Source organism: Actinoplanes sp. NPDC089786, from assembly GCF_040684855.1.
Lineage (GTDB): Bacteria > Actinomycetota > Actinomycetes > Mycobacteriales > Micromonosporaceae > Actinoplanes.
In genome coordinates this window covers 58,644-75,553 of sequence record NZ_JBFBGU010000003.1, presented here as the reverse complement: position 1 = coordinate 75,553, position 16,910 = coordinate 58,644, and the positions used below count along the sequence as shown (strand labels likewise).

The following is a 16,910-nucleotide window of genomic DNA, read 5'->3' as shown; positions in this document are numbered from 1 at the left end:
GCGCGTTGGTTTGACGCAACGAACGTGTGAACGCGTGCTAGATCGCGACCGAGAAACCGCCGACGCGGGTGGGCGAAGGCGGCGGCGACGGCCGTACCGGCATCTTCTCGATCTTGGGTTTCGCGGGCTTCGTCCTGGTGGAGGCCGGTTTTCGCTTCGGCTTGGTGACCGGCTTGTCGGCGGTCGCCCTGGGCATCCGCTTGCTCACCCGGGTCGGCTCGGGGGTGGGTTGCGCGGCGGGGGCGGCCTCGGCCTCGATGGTGCGTGCGCCGACCACCTCGGCTTCGCAGGTACGCCCATCGAGTGTGAACGCGAGCGGAAGCGGGTTGGTGCCCCGGTACGCGCCGCGGAGCAGGACGCTCACCGACCGCCCCGGCCCCAGGTTCCGCCGGCCGTGGAAGATCACCCGGCGGCCGGTCTGCGCCACTGCCTGGGCCGGGTTCTTCAAGCGCTGGGTTCCGGGGTACGCGAATTCCATGCGCCAGCCACCGATGGCCCGCTCTCCGGTGTTGACCACGGTCAGGCGCGCCTGGAAGTCGGTGCCGGTGTCCTTCTCGACCCGGTAGCGGACCGTGCAGTCGGCGGCGTGCACAACCCCGGCCGCCGCGCCCGCGGCCGCCGCCGAGGCCTGGGCCGGTCCCACCTCGGCCGGCTCCCCCGCTGCCGTCCAGCTGATGCCGACCACCGCCAGCAGCGCGACCGTGGCCGCGCCGGCCTGCAACCGCAGCCGCCCGGAGAACAGGTCGTGCCGCACCTGCCCGCCCCGGAACAGCCCACCGCCGAGCGGTTTGGCCACACCGACGTGCAGGGCGCCGAGGAGCCGGAGGCCGGCCCGCAGCCGCAGCGACTTGGCCGGCTTGGGCGGCCGCAGCCTCAGCCGGGTGAAGATCGTCTCGACGGCGGTCGGTCGCATCGCCACCGTGGGCTGAGCCGCCGGGGTCGGGGCGTGGTGCGGCCGGCTGAGCACGGCCGTCGGGGCGTCGCTGATCGGCGGGGCGATCGGCGGCATCCCGACGATCGTGCCCAGCCGATCCGCCACCTCCGCCGCCTGCGGGCGTTCGGCCGGCGCCTTGGCCAGGCAGCGCAGGCACAGGTCGGCCACGCCGGCCGGCAGCCCGGGCAGGGTGGGGAAGGGCTCGGGGTCGGCGTAGAGGTGGGCGCGCAGCGCCTCGGTGGTGTTCTCGGCCGGCCAGGGCAGCCGGCCGGTGAGCGTGCGGTAGAGCAGGACGCCGAGCGCGTAGATGTCCGCGGCGGGCGAGACGTCGACCCCGCCCAGTCGTTCCGGCGCCAGGTAGGCCGGGGTGCCGAGCAGGCTGCCGTCCGGGGCGGCGTCGCGCTGCCCGACCAGGGCGGAGATCCCGAAGTCGACGACCTTCGCGCCGGCCCGGGTGAGCATCACGTTGGCCGGGGTGATGTCCCGGTGCACGACACCGCAGGCGTGGGCGGTGGCCAGCGCGGAGGCGACCTCGGCGGCCAGGGTGACGGCGTCCCGCCAGGCCATCGGCCCGTTCCGGCGGACCCGCGTGGCGACCGACTCGCCGTCGTTGAGTTCCATCACCACGAACGGGACGGACGCCTCCCCGAAGCCGCCGGAGGGCGCCTCCCCGAAGTCGAAGACGCTGGTGATGTGCGGGTGGCAGAGCCGCGCCGCGGCCAGCGCCTCCAGCCGCAGCCGGGCCCGGAAGGCGTCGTCATCGGCCAGCCGCGGCGAGAGCACCTTGACCGCGACGTCCCGGCCCAGCGTCTCGTCGTACCCGCGCCAGACCTCGGACATCCCGCCGGTGCCGAGCTTGTCGACAAGGCGGTACCGGTCCGCGATGCGCCGCCCGATCCGCCCCATATGCCAATTGTGAAACGAACTCCCCATCCGCAGTCGACGCTCGGAGAAACCGGCCCCGATGTCCGGAGTGGGTCGCCTGGGGTTCAGCCCTGCAGGAGCTGGTCGACCGGGGCGTAGTCGTCGGTGAGCACCCGGCTGTCGCCGATGTAGGTGGTGAGGTCGGCGCCGGTGAGGAGGGTGACCGGCTCGTCGGCCAGGTCGAGCGCATCCCGCAGGAAGGTCGTCGGCAGCGGCGACTCGGAGCCGACGATGACGAAGTTCGATCCGGTCTCGCCGGCCAGCGCCTTCGGCGGGGCGATCAGCGCGGTGTACGGGAAGACCGCGGCGACCGTGGCGAGCTCGGCCCGGATGAAGCGGCCGGGCGGATAGTCGATGACGTTCTGGGCGTACACGCCGTCGGGGCGGAGGACCCGGGCGATGTCGGCGACCATCTCCTTGGTGGAGAGGTGCCACGGGACGACGAGGTGCCCGAAGGCGTCGCCGACGACCAGGTCGTACGCGTCGGTGCGCTGCTCGGCGAGACCCACCCGGGCGTCGCCGACCCGGGTGCGCAGCCGCGGGCCGGTGCGCAGGCCGAGTTCCCGCTTGTCCAGGTCGACCAGGCCGCCGTCGAGCTCCAGCACCAGCTGGTCGCTGCCCGGCCGGGTCGCCGCCACGTACGCCGGCATGGTGAACCCGCCGCCGCCCAGGTGCAGCGCCGAGATCGGGGCCCGCAGCAGGCGGATGGTGTCGGTGACGGCGCCGAGCCATTGCACGTACGCGAACTTGAGATGTTCGGGGTCGTTCAGGTCGACGTACGAGTGCCGGGCGCTGTTGAGGATCAGCGTGCGCCCGCCGGCCACGGCCGGATCGTGGTCGACCCGGGCGCAGTGGTACGCGGTCTCGACGTCGCACGGCGTCGGCGACAGCGCTCCCAGCCCGGCGCCCACCAACCCGATCGTGGCCAGGACCGCGCGCGTACGCGGTTGGCCCGGCGTGACCACCGCCGGATCACGCCGCCGGAGCCACCAGCCGAGCCCGAACCCGGCCACCGCCAGCATGATCGCCAGCGTGAGGATGATCCAGCTGCTCGGCATCGCGGCCACGAAGATGAAGCCGGTCCCGAGCGTCGCGGTGATCGCCCCGAGCGTGCCGATGCTGGACAGCCGGCCGACCACCTCACCGGTCCGGCGCAGGTCACCGAGCTGGAGCTTGACCACCAGCGGGCTGATCGCGGCGAGGATGAACGCGGGCAGGAAGACCGCCAGAGCGGCGAGCAGGAGTACGGCCGGAGCCGCGCCGCCGCGCAGGAACTCACCGCCCCACCGAACCAGCGGCAGGGTGACCGCCGTGCCGATCGCGCCGAGGATCAGCGCCGGCGCGAGCAGCACCCGCGGGTCGTACCGGTCGGCCAGCCGGCCACCGAGCCACGTCCCGTAGGCGATCGCGGCCAGCGAGATCCCGATGACCGAGCTGCTCACCTGCAGGGTGACCCCGACATAGGGCCCGACCAGCCGCAACGCCACGATCTCGAGCACCAGCACCGACCCGCTGGCGAAGAAGACCAGCGCGGTCGCGAGGGCGTTGGGAAGCGGCCGCGTGGGGGCGTCGGTGGTGCTTGGCGTCTCCATCGGCCGAAGGGTACCGAGGCAACCTGGTCAGAGGATGGACAGGTGCACGTGGTTGGTGTGCGTGGCGTTGGGTCCGCCGGATCCGCTGTACGCGCGCCAGCCGGTGCTCGGCATCCAGATCTGCCGGAACCAGATCACGTACATCACGCCCAGCCGGTCGGCGTTCTTGACGAAGTAGGCGGCCAGGTTGTTGCCGTACACCTTGTCGCCGCCGGAGGCGTTCTTGTTCTCGAAGCCGCCGCTGGCCGCGGCGAAGTCGCAGGCCCGGCCGAGTGGATGTTCGCCCGAGGACCGCTCGCTGAAGCACGACGTGTAGCGCTTGAAGCCGGCCGCCCGGGCCTGCTGGTAGGCGTTCAGCAGCCGCGGGGTGATGCAGCCGCCGCTGGTGGGGTCGTCGACGGTGCAGCGTTCCTTGGGCCAGGAGCCGTTGGCGTTGCGGGGCGCCGGCTTGGCCAGCGGCGAGTTGGCGCCGACGAACCCGCCCGCGACGCTGCCGCCGCCGACGCTGGCCAGCGCGATCTCGGCCTCCTTCTTCTTCTTGGCCATGACCGCGACCTGCTTCTGCTGCTCCTTGATCTCGAGGCCGACGGCCGCCTTCGCCTTGGTGGTGGCGGCGATCGCCTCGCGGTAGCGGGTCAGCGCCCGCCCGTCGAGCTGGGCCATGATGTCGAGCTGCTGCATCCGCTCCATGAAGGTGTCGGCCGAGCTGGCGTTGAGCAGCAGGGTCATCGTGTTGAACCGGCCGAGCCGGTAGGACCGTGCCGCCACCGCCGCGACCTGCGTCTCCAGCTGCTTGGCCTCCACCTGCGCGGTCAGCAGGGTGCTCTGCAACTGCTTCTGGCGCTTCTGGGACGCGCCGAGTTTCTGTTTCGCCTCGACGTGGCCGCGGGCCGCCGACTCCAGCGCGGCCCGCAACGTCTTGCTGCCGCCTTCCGGATCGGGCGCCGCGCTCGCCGGGCCGGCCCCGATCAGGGCGGCGGCCATCGTCACCGCCGCCAGCGCCACAGCAGCACACAGCCGCCGGAGGACCATCGCCGCCACGCTCAGCCTCCCAAGGTCATGAAGCGAGGCGACTCTACCGGGACCGGCGGCCAGGACGCACCCCGATCAGGTGGACGAATATCCACCGTCGACGAAGAGTGTCTGCCCGGTCACCGAGGCGCTCGAATCGCTCGCCAGATAGACGACCGCACCGGCGAAATCCTCCGGTACGCCGTTACGGCCGGTCATCGCGCGCGCGGCGTGGGCACGGACCTTGGACGGGTCCGCGAACACCGGCTCGGTCAGTGGGGTGTGCACCACCCCGGGCGCGATCGCGTTGCAGCAGACGCCACGCCGCGACCAGGCCTCCGCCTGCGATCGGGTCAACGCGACGAGCCCCGCCTTGGAAACGCCGTAGGCGCCGCTGTTCCCGTAGGCCCGGAAGGCCTGCTGCGACGCGACGTTGATGATCCGCCCCCAGCCGCGCCCGGCCATCCGCGGCCCGAACGCCTGCCCGAGCAGGAACGGCGCCGTCAGGTTGGCGGCCAGGGTGACGTCCCAGTCGTCCTCGGTGAGCTCGTCCAGGGGTGGCCGCCGGTTGACCGCGGCCGAGTTGACCAGGATGTCCGGCTCACCGAACCCGTCGAGCATCCGGCCCGCCAGGTCGTCGACTGCGGCCCGGTCGGCGAGGTCGGCGGCCAGCGACGCGGCGTCGACCCCGAAGCCGCGCAGCTCGTCCACCGTCGAGGCCAGCCCGGCCGCGCCCCGCGCCACCACGACGACCCGGGCACCGGCCCGGCCGAGCGCGACCGCCATGACCCGGCCGATCCCGGAGGACCCGCCCGTGACGACGGCCAGCCGGCCGCCCAGTCCGAAGACCTGATCGAGGTAGGAGGTCATCTAGAAGACGTGACCGGGGAACAGCGCGTCGCGCGTGCTGTGCCAGATGTCGTCGTTGGGCGCGACCAGCAGGCCGCGCTCCGAGTCGACCGGGCGGTAGGCGCTCCCGTCCAGATGAAGAGCCGTGCCGCCGGCCTCGCGGAGGATCAGCGTCCCGGGCACGTGGTCCCAGGGCAGCACCCGCCAGAACAGGGCGAACTGTTGCTCGTCGGTCGCGACCGCCGGGTATTCGTACCCCGCGCAGTGGTGTCCGGCCGTGACCCGGCCGAACTGGTGGGCGTTCGCGTCGGACAGGGCCCGCAACTCGGGCGTCAGGTATTTGCGCGCCACCACGCCGGTCATCGCCCGCGGCCCCGGGTCGTCGGTGCGGGTCTTCAGCCGTACCCCGTCGATGGTGGCCCCGCTGCCGGCCTCGGCCATCGTCATCCGGTCGTCGACCACGTCGAGGATCCACGAGGCGGTCGGATCGCCGTCCTGCAGCAGCGCGACCATCACCGCGAACGGCGTCTTGCCGGCGGCGAAGTTGTTGGTGCCGTCGACCGGGTCGACGATCCAGACCGCGCCCCCGTCGCCGACCCGGCTCAGCACGGTGGGATCGGCCGCGACCGCTTCCTCGCCGACCACCACCGACCCGGGCAGCAGCGCGGTGAGCCCGCGGGTCAGCGCCCGCTCGGCCTCCTGGTCGGCGATCGTCACGACGTCGCCGGGCGCCTTGATCTCGACGTCGCCGGCGCCCAGGTGCCGGAACCGGGGCAGCACCTCGGTCGCCGCGACCTCCCGGATCAGGTCGCTCACCTGGTCAAGCACGGGGCGGCAGCTTCACGACGCTGACGAAGAACTCGTCGATCTGGCGGATCACCGAGATGAACCGTTCGAAGTCGACCGGCTTGGTGACGTACGCGTTGGCGTGCAACTGGTAGCTGCGCAGGATGTCCTCGTCGGCCGCCGACGTGGTCAGCACGACCACCGGGATGCGGCCCAGCTCGTCGTCCTTCTTGATCTCGGCCAGCACCTCGCGCCCGTCCCGCCGGGGAAGGTTGAGGTCGAGCAGGATCAGGTCGGGGCGTACGGCGCCTTCCCACTGACCTTCGCGGCGCAGGTAGGCCAGCGCCTCGGCGCCGTCGGAGACCACGGTCAGCCGGTTGCGGACCTTGTGGTCCTCGAACGCTTCCTGCGTCATGAGCACGTCGCCCGGGTCGTCCTCGACGAGCAGCACCTCGATCGGAGTGCCGTCAGCTCTGTTGATCGAGCCGGTCATGCCGTGACCTCTTTCCGTGGTTCCTCCGCCGCGACCAATACCGGCACCGGAAGCGTGAAGTTGATCGAGGTGCCCTCGTCCACGTCCAGGTCCAGCCAGATCCGGCCGCCATGGTATTCGACGATCTTCTTGACGATCGCCAGACCGATGCCGGTGCCCTCGTACGCGTCCCGCGCGTGCAGCCGCTGGAAGATCACGAAGACCTTGTCGGCGAATTCCCGCTCGATGCCGATCCCGTTGTCCCGCACGGTGATCTTCCAGTCGCCGCCGTCCCGGACCGCGGTGATCTCGATCCGCGGCGGCGCGTCGGGCCGGCGGAACTTCAACGAGTTGCCGATCAGGTTGACGAACAGCGTCGTGAGCAGCGCCTCTTCGCCCTCGACCACCGGCAGGTCGTGCCAGACGATCTCGCCGTCCTCCCCGGCCGCGGTCTCCAGCTGCGACTTCACGTCGTCGAGCACGTGGTTCAGGTCGACGTCGGTGAAGCCGTTGGTGAGCCGGCCGATCCGGGAGAAGGCCAGCAGGTCGTTGATCAGGCGTTGCATCCGCTGGGCGCCGTCGACCGCGAACCCGATGTACTGGTCGGCGCGCTCGTCCATCTGCCCGGCGTAGCGGCGCTGGAGCAGCTGGCAGAAGCTGGCCACCTTGCGCAACGGTTCCTGCAGGTCGTGCGAGGCGACGTAGGCGAACTGCTCGAGGTCGCGGTTGGACCGGACCAACTCCTCGGCCTGCACCTTGAGCTGCTCGTTGACCCACTCGATCTGGCCGCGCGCCTCGCGGACCTCGGCCAGTTCGGCCGCGATCTGCCGGCGCATGCCGTCCACGTCCTCGGCCAGCACCCTCAACTCGGGCGACCCGGCGCTGGCCAGCTTCTTCTCGTAGTCGCCGGCGGCCACCTCGCGGACCTGCCCGGCCAGTTCGAGCACCGGCCGGGTGACCAGCCGGTCGAGCAGGAGCAGCAGCGACGCCCCGGCCAGGATGACGATGGCGGCCGCGGCGATCTCGACCGCGACCAGCGCGCTGCCGGCCTGCTGGGCGTTGTTGGCGGTGACGTTGCGCAGGACCAGGATGTCGCTCTGCAGGTCGCCGATCGACTGCCTCAGCGCGTCGAACTGCCGGGTGCCGGCCTGCTCGATCAGCGCCTGCCCGGCCGCCGGGCCCCGGGCCCGCACGGCCCGGATGACCGGGTCGGCGACCCCGGAACGCCAGTCGTCGTAGCGCTGCAGGACCAGGGCGAGCGACTCGCGGACGTCCTCGTCCCGGGGGCGGATGTGGGCCCGGATCTCGGCGATCTGCTTGTTCGCGTTGTCGGCGCCCAGGTTGTACGGGTCGAGGTTCGACGGGCGGCCGCTGATCGCGTAGCCACGGACCGCGGTCTCCTGGTCGACCATCGCGGTGACCAGGTTCTCGCCGGCGACCCGCATCGGGCCGGTGCGGTTGAGCAGGTCGTCCACGTACCCGTTGCTGCGGGTCGCGATGATCGCGGCGTAGACACCGAGCGCGGTGAGCAGCACCCCGACGGTCAGGCAGAGGGCGAGGACCCGCGCGCGGAGCGTCCACGTGCGGATGCGGAACAGGTTCACCGGCCATCACCGCGCGAGATCAGGAGCATGGCCACGTCGTCGGCCAGCGGTCCGCCGTTGGCCTGCTCGGCCTGCCCGACCAGCCACGCCGGCAACGCCGCCAGCGGGACGTCGCGCGCGGCCGGTTCGTCGAGCAGGGCGCACAGCCCCTCGATGTCGAGACGTTCGTTGCCCACGCCGGTGTGCCCCTCGATCAGTCCGTCGGTGTAGAGCAGCAGCGACCAGTCCTCGCCGTCGAACCGCACCTCGGAGACCGGCGTCGGCGTCGGGCGGACACCCAGCACGATCCCGGTCCGGGCGGTCACCGGCGTCGCCTTGCCGCCGACCAGCTGCACCGGCGGCGGATGGCCGGCCAGGCGTACCGTCGCGCGGTTGCCGGCCAGATCGATCACGACGGCCGCGACCGTGGCGAACACCTCGCGGGCCCGCCGCTCGGTCATCAGCACCTGCTCGAGCGCGCTGAGCACCTGGTCGTCGGCGACCCCGGCCAGCACCAGGGCGCGCCAGGCCACCCGGAGCTCCACCCCGAGGGCGGCCTCGTCGACGCTGTGCCCGCAGACGTCACCGACAATCAGGTGGAGCTTGTCGTCGCCGACCTGGATGACGTCGAAGAAGTCGCCGCCGAGCAGGCCCATCGCCCGCCCGGACCGGTAGAAGGTGTGCACGGCCACCTTGGTCGTGTCCATCAGCGGTTGCGGGAGCAGGCCGCGTTCCAGGCGCGCCGACTCGGACTGCCGCAACTCGACCTCGCGCAGCCGCCGGGCGTTCTCGTCGGACCGCTTGCGCTCGACCGCGTAGCGCAGGGCCCGGGTCAGCAGCACGCCGTCGACCTGGCCCTTGACCAGGTAGTCCTGGGCGCCCTCGGCGACCGCGGCCACGCCCAGGTGTTCGTCCGAGCGGCCGGTGAGCACGCAGACGGCCGCGCTGCCCGCGATGGCCAGGAAGCGGCGCAGCCCGTCGATGCCCTCGGCGTCCGGCAGGCCCAGGTCGAGCAGCACGCACTGGATGCCGCTGGTCTTGCCGCGTGCCTCGGACAGGCTGCGCGCCACGGTCAGCTCGAACGGGGCGCCGGCCTCTTCGAGCAGCTCACGCACCAGAAAGGCGTCGCCCTCGTCGTCTTCCACGAGCAGGATGCGCAGCCGTTCGGCGCTCAGCGCAGCAGGCGCGACCGGCCCCGTGCGGGGCGCGACCGACCGTTCCGTCATGCCGTTTCCCCACTCGACTCCGCCCGTCGTGACATGCAGATCGTGTACCACGGCGGAGAAACTGACAACACAGTCATCCGGCTCCGCCCTCGGCCTGGAGCCGGCGGACATGGTGGGCGATCACTTGACCAAGGATGCCGTGCAACTGACCGCAGTCGGGACAGTGCAGGTTCTCGTCCAGCCGGCGGCCACCGCAGCCGACGCATTCGCCGCGGTCTTCCGGGTCGCGGTAGGCGTCGAGGGCCTTGCACATCGCCCGCACCACATGGTCGCCGACGGTGAAGGTGCGGTCACCGAGCGCCGTGCGGACGGCAATCATTGCCACGGGTGAATCACTCGGTGACGGATCGTAGGGTGCGACCCGGTCGAAGAACTCCGCGATCACGGCGGACGGGTCGAGCGGCTCGGTCACCGCTCCAAGTTATGCCACCCGCGAGAAAGATCACCGGGGTACCCGGCGTCGGGGGGACACGATTAGATGTCACCCATGCGTGACGCCCCCGACCGCGCCCTGGCCCGTCCCCGGCTTCGCCCCCTGGCCGCCCTGCTAGCCCTGCTGGTGCTGGGGGCGGTCGGCTTCCTGGCCGTGTCCTCGTTGCTACCGCCGGCCGCCCGGGACACGTCCGCGCCGGCCCCCGAATTCAGTGCCGGGCGCGCGTTTCAGCACGTCCAGGCGATGTCCACGGCACCGCACCCGGCCGGCAGCGCGGCCAATGACCGGGTCCGCGACTACCTGGTCACCACGCTGCGCGGCGACGGCCTCGACCCGCAGGTCCAGGACACGGTCACCGAGCAGGGCGGGCGGCTGTCCGGCGCCGCGGGCGGGGTCGCGATGGCGCGCGTACGCAATGTGATCGCCACGATCCCGGGCACGGCGTCCACCGGACGGGTGTTTCTGGTCGCGCACTACGACTCCGTGCAGACCGGTCCCGGCGCCAACGACGATCTCGCCGGCGTCTCCACGATCCTCGAGTCGGTCCGCGCGCTGACCGCCTCGGGCCAGCGGCTGCGCAACGACGTGGTGGTGGTGCTGACCGACGGCGAGGAGGCCTGCCTGTGCGGCGCGGAGGCGTTCGTCAAGCAGCACCCGCTGGCCCGCGACGGTGGCGTGGCGCTCAACCTGGAGGCCCGCGGCACCAGCGGCCCGGCGATCACGTTCGAGACCTCGCCGGACGACGAGAAGCTGATCGGGGTGTTCGCGAAGGCGCCGCGCCCGGTCGGCACGTCGTTCGCCGTCGAGGTGTACCGCCTGCTGCCCAACGACACCGACTTCACGCCGTTCCGCGAGTCGGGCTTCCGAGGGCTGAACACGGCGTACATCGACGGCGCGGCGAACTACCACGCACCGACCGACACCGCGTCCCGGATGGACCAGGACAGCCTCGAACACCACGGCGAGAACGCGCTGGCGCTGGTCAAGGAGTTCGGCCGGGGTGACCTGAACGACCTGGAGGCGCCCAGCGACGCCACCTACTTCCCGACACCGGCCGGGCTCGCGCGCTACCCCGGCTGGCTGGTCTGGCCGATCGCCCTGCTGGCCCTGCTCGCCGTGCTGCGGCTGGGCGCCAGTGCGCGCAAGCGGGGCCTGGTCACCCGGGGCAAGCTGTGGGGCGGTTTCCTGCTCGGCCTGATCCCGTTGCTGGGGGCGCCGGTGCTGGCCCAGTCGCTGTGGCAGGTGGTGACGATCATCCGGCCGGCGTACACCGACCTGCAGATCGACCCGTACCGTCCACTGTGGTTCCGGCTGGGCGCGATCGCGGCCACCGCGTTCGTGGTGTTCGCCTGGTACGCGCTGCTGCGCCGCCGGATGACCCCGGCCGCGCTGACCGTCGGCGGCCTCGGCTGGCTGGCCGTGCTCGGCCTGCTGCTGGCCTGGTTCGCGCCCGGTGGCTCGTACCTCTTCGCCCTCCCGGCCCTGGCCGGCGCGCTGATGGGCCTGCTCGCGATCGCGTTCCGCGGCGGCTGGGGCTCGGTGCTCGTGCTGCTGGCCGGCGGGGCGGTCGCGGTGGTCGTGCTGGTGCCGATGGTGATGCTGTTCTTCCCGGCGCTGGGCATGGTGCTGGCCGCGTCGGGCGCGCTGCTCGGCGTGGCGCTGGGGCTGGCCCTGCTGCCGGTGGTCGACCTGCTGCACCCGGAGGCCGGTGGCCAGCGCGGCCTGGTCGCCCTCCGGTCCCGGCGGCTCGGCGTGCTGCCCTCGCTGCTGGCCCTGCTCGCGATCGTCGGGTGTGGCGCGGCCGGCCTCTACACCGACAGGTTCGACGCGGACCACCCCGAGCCGACCCATCTGATGTACGCGCTGGACACCGACACCGGCCAGGCGCGGTGGCTGAGCGACGAGACGAGGCCGCGCCCGTGGACCGCGCAGTTCGTGGCGGGCTCGAAGCGGCCCGTCGCCGACACGTTGCCCGCGTTCGGCGCCGCGCGCCTGCTGACCGGCCCCGCCAACAGCGCCGATCTGGCCGCGCCGCAGCTCACGGTGGTCAGCGACACCCGCGAGGGCGCGAGCCGGGTGCTCCGGCTGAGGCTTCGATCACAGCGGCCGGTACGCTTCACCGCCCTGCACGTGGCCACCGGCACGACCGTCACCGCCGCCTCGGTCAACGGCCGGGCCATCCCGGCCGACGTCGCGGCCGACGACCGGGACAGCGCGTGGGGCTTCGGTTTCATCTTCTTCGCCGCCCCGCCTGAGGGTGTCGACGTGCTCCTCAGGCTGGACGGCGCCGCCCCGGCCCGGTTCCGCGCGATGGACGGCAGCGACGGCCTGTCCGGCCTCCCCGGCTTCCGCCCCCGCCCGGCCGATGTCGGCGCGGTCGGCTCACACACCTCCGACCTGGTGGCGGTGGCGAAGACCTACACGGTGTAGCCAGGCCGCTGTTCAAAACCCGGCCTAGCGGCCGCGACCACGGCGGCCGCGGCTCTGGGCCGACTCGAACTTGAAGTGGATGAAGAGCCGGCCCCAGTTGTCGCCGTCCTTCTCGACCCGGTGGTAGAGCTGCTTGATCTCCTTCTGGTCGAGGAAGCGGAGCACCTTCTTCTTCAGCGCCCCGCTGCCCTTGCCCGGGATGATCTCGACCAGGGTGGCCTTCTTCTCGATCGCCTCGTCGATGACGCCACGCAGCGCCTTGTCGATCTGCTGGCCCTTGTTGAAGATGTCGTGGAGATCAAGCTTCAGCTTCACGGCACCCAGCCTACGAGTCGTTCTTGCCCAGCCAGGTCTCCACGCGGTGCAGAGCCTCCTGGTAGTCGCCGTGCTCGGTCTTCATCGCCGCGGCCAGCCGCAGGTGGGGCAGCGCCTCACGGAATCGGCCGGCCCGTTCGAGGGTCCGGCCGAGCACGTGGTGTGCGTAGTGGTCCGAGGGATCGTGCTCGATCAAGGCCCTCAGCTGGGCCTCCGCCCCGGCCAGCTGGGCCGAGTTGAAGTAGGCCCGGGCCAGTAACTGGCGTACCGCGGTGTTCCGCGGTTCCGCCTCGACGATGGGTTCGAGCATCCGGGCGGCGCTCAGCGGGTCGCCCGACTCGAAGGTGAAGGTCGCCCTGCGGTACTCCTCGAGAAGATCCACGACCGCCTCCAAGTCCGGGAATTCGAGAACACCAACGCTGGCACAACATCGAGCCAACGGCGAGCGCCCGCCTTCTCCGGCTTACCGACAAATCCCCGTAAACGGCAACTTCTGCGCCGCAGAATGCCTGCGTGGGGGACTTTCCGATCAATCTGGTCCAGGCGCCCCGGCGTCCGACGTTCGGACGGCTCAAGGCGGCCGCGATCGTCCTCACCACGCTGGCCATGTGCCTGCCGCTGACCGGCGCGGACGCCTCGCCCAGGGTCACCTCGCCAGCGTTCGCGATCCAAGGGATCAACGAGATCCCGTCGCCGCCGGCCGGGCGCAGCTGGGCGCCGGCCTTCCGTACCGCGAAGGGCCTGAACCTGGTCGCGTCGGTGAGAGAAAGAACGTTCTTTCTCCATACGGCCGGCGGCGACGTCGACTTCCTGCCCGGCGTGAACCTGGGCAGCACCACGCCCGGCCACCTGCCCGGCGAGCTGTCGATCACCCGGGAGCAGTACCGCACCTGGCTGGCCGCGATGGGCTGGCTGGGATTACGCGTCGTCCGCGTCTACACGATCCACCCGCCCGCCTTCTACCAGGAGCTGGCCCGGCACAACCGGGCCAACCCGGACCGGCCGCTCTACCTGATGCAGGGCGTCTACTTCCCGGACGAGTCGTACGTCGGGAAGCGGAACCTTTATGACAAAGCCGTGACGGACGCGATGAAGGGCGAGATCCGGGACGCGTCGAACGCCGTGGCGGGCGCGCTGACCCGGGCGCAGGCGCGCGGCCGGGCGAGCGGCACCTGGGACACGGACGTCACACCCTGGCTGGCCGGTTGGATCGTCGGCGTCGAGCTCGACCCCTACGCCGCCCACGCCTCGGACCAGCGCAACGCCACCGCGCCCACGATCAAGGGCAGGTTCTTCACGAGTACGCCGGAAGCGTCGCCGACCGAGCGCTGGCTCGCCGCCCGGATGAACGAGGTCGCCACCGAGCAGGCGAAACGTGGCCTGAGCCAGCCGATCGCGTTCACCAACTGGCCGACCACCGACCCGCTGCGGCACCCCGAGGAGCCGCTGCCGCAGGAGGACCTGCTGCAACTCGACGCCAACCACGTGCGGGCCACCGCGGCATGGCCGGCCGGCACCTTCGCCAGCTATCACGCCTACCCCTACTACCCGGACTTCCAGCGCCACGAGCCGGGCCTGCAGACCTTCCGGTATCGCGGGCGCTCCGACCCGTACGCCGGCTATCTGGATCGTCTGAAGAAGCATCACGGGACCATGCCGGTGCTGGTGACCGAGTTCGGCGTGCCGTCGGCGATCGGGTCGGCGCACCACTCGCCGCTCGGCCGCGGCCAGGGCGACCACAGCGAGCGTGAGGCCATGCGGATCGACGCCGAGCTGCTGCGGCTGATCCGCGACGTGGGCCTGGCCGGCGGCTTCCTGTTCGGGTGGGCCGACGAGTGGTTCAAGTTCACCTGGAACACCATCGAGCACCAGGACGGCGAGCGGCGGCAGCTCTGGCACGACCCGTACACCAACGAGCAGCACTTCGGGCTGATCGCGGTGGACGCGGCCGGCCCTCCGGACACGCCGCCCAGATTCCTGTTCGACACCGAGGGCGGCTGGCCGGCCCGCCGGGTCGACGCGCGGGTCGACGAGTCGTACCTGCGGCTCCGGGTCCGGCTCGGCGACCCGGCGCCGAGCGCCCTCACGCTGTCCTTCGACGTGCTGCCGGCGGTGAACGGGCCGCCGCCGCCCGGGTCGGCCGACCCGACCGGAGACGCGGCGCTCACCTTCGACCTGGTCAACCGCACCGGGCAGGCGTACCTCCGGCAGCTGTTGGACCCGCTGCCGCTCGACTACCGCGCGGCCGCCTCGGCCCGCGGACCGGCGCCGGCCGGCTGGCGCCGCTTCGAGCTGGTGGTCAACCGGGACCTGATCGTGCCGAGCACCGGCCAGAAGCTGCCGGCCGAGATCATCAACGCCGGCGCGCTGCGCTACGGAAGCTGGACCCCCGGCGCCGACAGCCGGTCGCTGTGGCGGCGCGAGGGCGACGACCTGATCGTCCGGGTGCCGTGGGCGCTGCTCGGGTACGCCGACCCGTCCGCGCACATGGTCGGGGTGCCGCGCGGGGGTTCGCTGTCGCTGGTGGTCAGCCCCGGCGCCGGGGTGACCGTCTCGGCCTCCGGCACCGACCAGTTCGTCGGCGACGTGAGCTGGGTGAACTGGAACCGGCCGTACTGGACCGAGCGGCTCAAGGCGGGCGCGTCGCAGGTGCGGGACGCGGCCTTCGAGGTCACCCGGCCCTGACCTTCGCCTTTCTCACCAGCAGCGCGGCCAGGCCGAGGGCGATCAGCAGGAAGCCCAGCGCGACGCTCGGTGGCACGAGCACCTCCGAGGTCGTGTCCGGCAGCTTCTCGGCCGCTCCGCCGGCGCCCGGTTCCGGGCTGTCGCTGGCCGGCGGGGCGAGGCCGGGCTTCGAGGTGGCGAACTCGCTCAGCGCGGTGCCGTCGGTGGCGTAGGTGAAGACCGTCAGGTCGTACGCCCGACCGTTGGTCAGACCGGTCAGGTCGCAGCCCGTGCCGGTGGCCGCCTCGACCGTGCAGAACGCCTCGTACCCCGAGGTCACGGCCAGGTAGGCGAGGAAGTCGCCGGACCCGAAGTCGGTCGCCGGCCGCCACGACACCCGCAGGCCGCCGTTGAGGGGCACGGCCCGCACGCCGGTCACGGCCGAGGGTGAGCGCGGCAGACCCTCAACCCTGAGGGGTACGCGACTCGCGCCGCTCGCCCCGGCCCCGAGCCGGCCGGCGCCGTCGTTGCCCCAGCAGTACGCGATGTAGCGCCGATCGAGGGCGCAGGAGTGCTGGTCCCCACTATCCAGATCACGCAGCTCGTTATCCGAATCAAGTCTGGTCGGTACGAGTCGATCGGCCGTGCCGCCGTTGCCCAGCTGACCCTCCGCGCCCGTGCCCCAGCACCAGCCGGCCTGCTGTATGTCCACGCCACAGACATGCTCGCCACCGACCGCCACCTGCCGGAACCCCGGGCCGCCGGCCGCCTTCGGCCGGTTCTCCTGGCCGGTCGCGGTGCGCCCCCAGCAGGATGCCCGCCCGTCCTCGCCGACCGCACAGGACTGCTGCTTGCCGACCGCGATCTGGCGCACCGCCACGTCGTTCAGCGGCCCACTGGTGGCGATCCGCACCGGCCGCCCGGCGTCGGTGGCGGCGCCGTCGCCCAGCTGGCCCCGGTCCCCCGCGCCCCAGCACCAGGCCACACCGTCCGCAGTCGCCGCGCACGTGGTGTTGCCACCGGCCGCGATGTCGACCACCGGATCGGTCAGCCCGGTCGCGTCCGACACCCGCAGCGGCTCGTTCGAGTCCGTCGTCCCGCCCGTACCCAGCTGGCCCTCGGCGTTGCGGCCCCAGCACCAGGCCGCGCCCTGCTCGTCGATCGCGCAGCTGTGGTTCTCGCCGGTGGTCACCTCGACCAGCAGGAAGCCCGCCGGGAACCGCACCGCCACCGGGGCGTCCCGGTCGTTGGTGTCACCGGCGCCCAGCTGACCCGAGGAATTGTCACCCCAGCAGAACACCGCGCCGTTGTGCTCCAGCGCGCAGGTGTGCTCCTCGCCCGCGTCCACCTGCACGACCACCGGCATCCCGCTCGGCGCGCTCACCGGGACGGCCCGGCTCACGCTGGTCAGCGGCGGGCCGTCACCGAGCTGGCCGTCGCTGTCGCTACCCCAGCAGTAGACCCGGCCGACGCTGGTCGTCGCGCAGGAGTGCGCCCGGCCCGCGGTGATCGAGGCGCTGCCGACGGTGGCCGCGCGCACCGAGTCCGTGGTCAGGCCGTCCGGCCAGGCGTCCCCACTGTCCGCCGCGATCGCGGGGGTGGGCGGCAGGGTTGCCACGGCGGCCACCAGCAGGGCGATGACGCGTGCCAACCCGATCTCCCAGCGCTCGGTTCCAGGACCGGCGCAATCC

14 protein-coding genes are annotated in these 16,910 nt (G+C 72.1%); 2 read left to right on the top strand and 12 right to left on the bottom strand.

From position 1 onward, the window contains the following. Positions 1 to 37: 37 nt before the first annotated feature. The 9 genes from AB0O15_RS14205 to AB0O15_RS14165 form a co-directional block, all read right to left on the bottom strand. Positions 38 to 1,840 carry a serine/threonine-protein kinase gene (locus tag AB0O15_RS14205; RefSeq protein WP_364318273.1) on the bottom strand — a complete coding sequence of 601 codons (1,803 nt, stop codon included), beginning with the start codon at positions 1,838 to 1,840 and terminating at the stop codon, positions 38 to 40. Positions 1,841 to 1,923: 83 nt separating this feature from the next. After that, complete coding sequence (locus AB0O15_RS14200) at positions 1,924 to 3,450, bottom strand: fused MFS/spermidine synthase (RefSeq protein ID WP_364318271.1); 1,527 nt, start codon at positions 3,448 to 3,450, stop codon at positions 1,924 to 1,926. 27 nt (positions 3,451 to 3,477) lie between these two features. Then, positions 3,478 to 4,482, bottom strand: a complete 1,005-nt coding sequence (locus AB0O15_RS14195; protein ID WP_364319022.1) for a hypothetical protein — start codon at positions 4,480 to 4,482, stop codon at positions 3,478 to 3,480. 75 nt (positions 4,483 to 4,557) lie between these two features. Next, complete coding sequence (locus tag AB0O15_RS14190) at positions 4,558 to 5,331, bottom strand: SDR family oxidoreductase (RefSeq protein ID WP_364318269.1); 774 nt, start codon at positions 5,329 to 5,331, stop codon at positions 4,558 to 4,560. Further along, on the bottom strand, positions 5,332 to 6,138 hold the full coding sequence (locus tag AB0O15_RS14185) for an inositol monophosphatase family protein (RefSeq protein WP_364318267.1): 807 nt from the start codon (positions 6,136 to 6,138) through the stop codon (positions 5,332 to 5,334). Continuing rightward, entirely contained in the window at positions 6,131 to 6,589 is a 459-nt protein-coding gene (locus tag AB0O15_RS14180; protein WP_364318265.1) for a response regulator, read from the bottom strand. The genes AB0O15_RS14185 and AB0O15_RS14180 overlap by 8 nt, the downstream gene beginning before the upstream one ends. Beyond that, entirely contained in the window at positions 6,586 to 8,172 is a 1,587-nt protein-coding gene (locus AB0O15_RS14175) for an ATP-binding protein (RefSeq protein WP_364318263.1), read from the bottom strand. The genes AB0O15_RS14180 and AB0O15_RS14175 overlap by 4 nt, the downstream gene beginning before the upstream one ends. Then, entirely contained in the window at positions 8,169 to 9,377 is a 1,209-nt protein-coding gene (locus tag AB0O15_RS14170) for a fused response regulator/phosphatase (protein ID WP_364318262.1), read from the bottom strand. The genes AB0O15_RS14175 and AB0O15_RS14170 overlap by 4 nt, the downstream gene beginning before the upstream one ends. A 73-nt stretch (positions 9,378 to 9,450) precedes the next feature. Continuing rightward, positions 9,451 to 9,789 carry a hypothetical protein gene (locus tag AB0O15_RS14165; protein WP_364318260.1) on the bottom strand — a complete coding sequence of 113 codons (339 nt, stop codon included), beginning with the start codon at positions 9,787 to 9,789 and terminating at the stop codon, positions 9,451 to 9,453. A gap of 66 nt (positions 9,790 to 9,855) precedes the next feature. Here AB0O15_RS14165 and AB0O15_RS14160 point away from each other — a divergent pair, with 66 nt between their 5' ends. After that, positions 9,856 to 12,240 (top strand): M20/M25/M40 family metallo-hydrolase, encoded by a 2,385-nt coding sequence (locus AB0O15_RS14160; RefSeq protein WP_364318258.1) that lies wholly within the window; start codon positions 9,856 to 9,858, stop codon positions 12,238 to 12,240. A gap of 24 nt (positions 12,241 to 12,264) precedes the next feature. On the opposite strand, the gene AB0O15_RS14155 is transcribed toward AB0O15_RS14160, so the two are convergent. Beyond that, a complete protein-coding gene (locus AB0O15_RS14155; protein ID WP_364318256.1) occupies positions 12,265 to 12,555 on the bottom strand; it encodes a Smr/MutS family protein in 291 nt (96 codons plus the stop codon). Between the two features lie 10 nt (positions 12,556 to 12,565). Then, a complete protein-coding gene (locus AB0O15_RS14150) occupies positions 12,566 to 12,937 on the bottom strand; it encodes a tetratricopeptide repeat protein (protein ID WP_364318255.1) in 372 nt (123 codons plus the stop codon). Positions 12,938 to 13,068: 131 nt separating this feature from the next. Between AB0O15_RS14150 and AB0O15_RS14145 the strand changes: the two genes are divergently transcribed. Beyond that, positions 13,069 to 15,240: a hypothetical protein gene (locus AB0O15_RS14145; RefSeq protein WP_364318253.1), complete on the top strand. Its 2,172-nt coding sequence runs from the start codon at positions 13,069 to 13,071 to the stop codon at positions 15,238 to 15,240. Here AB0O15_RS14145 and AB0O15_RS14140 read toward each other — a convergent pair. After that, positions 15,227 to 16,870 (bottom strand): hypothetical protein, encoded by a 1,644-nt coding sequence (locus tag AB0O15_RS14140; RefSeq protein WP_364318251.1) that lies wholly within the window; start codon positions 16,868 to 16,870, stop codon positions 15,227 to 15,229. The genes AB0O15_RS14145 and AB0O15_RS14140 overlap by 14 nt on opposite strands. Between the last annotated feature and the right edge of the window lie 40 nt (positions 16,871 to 16,910).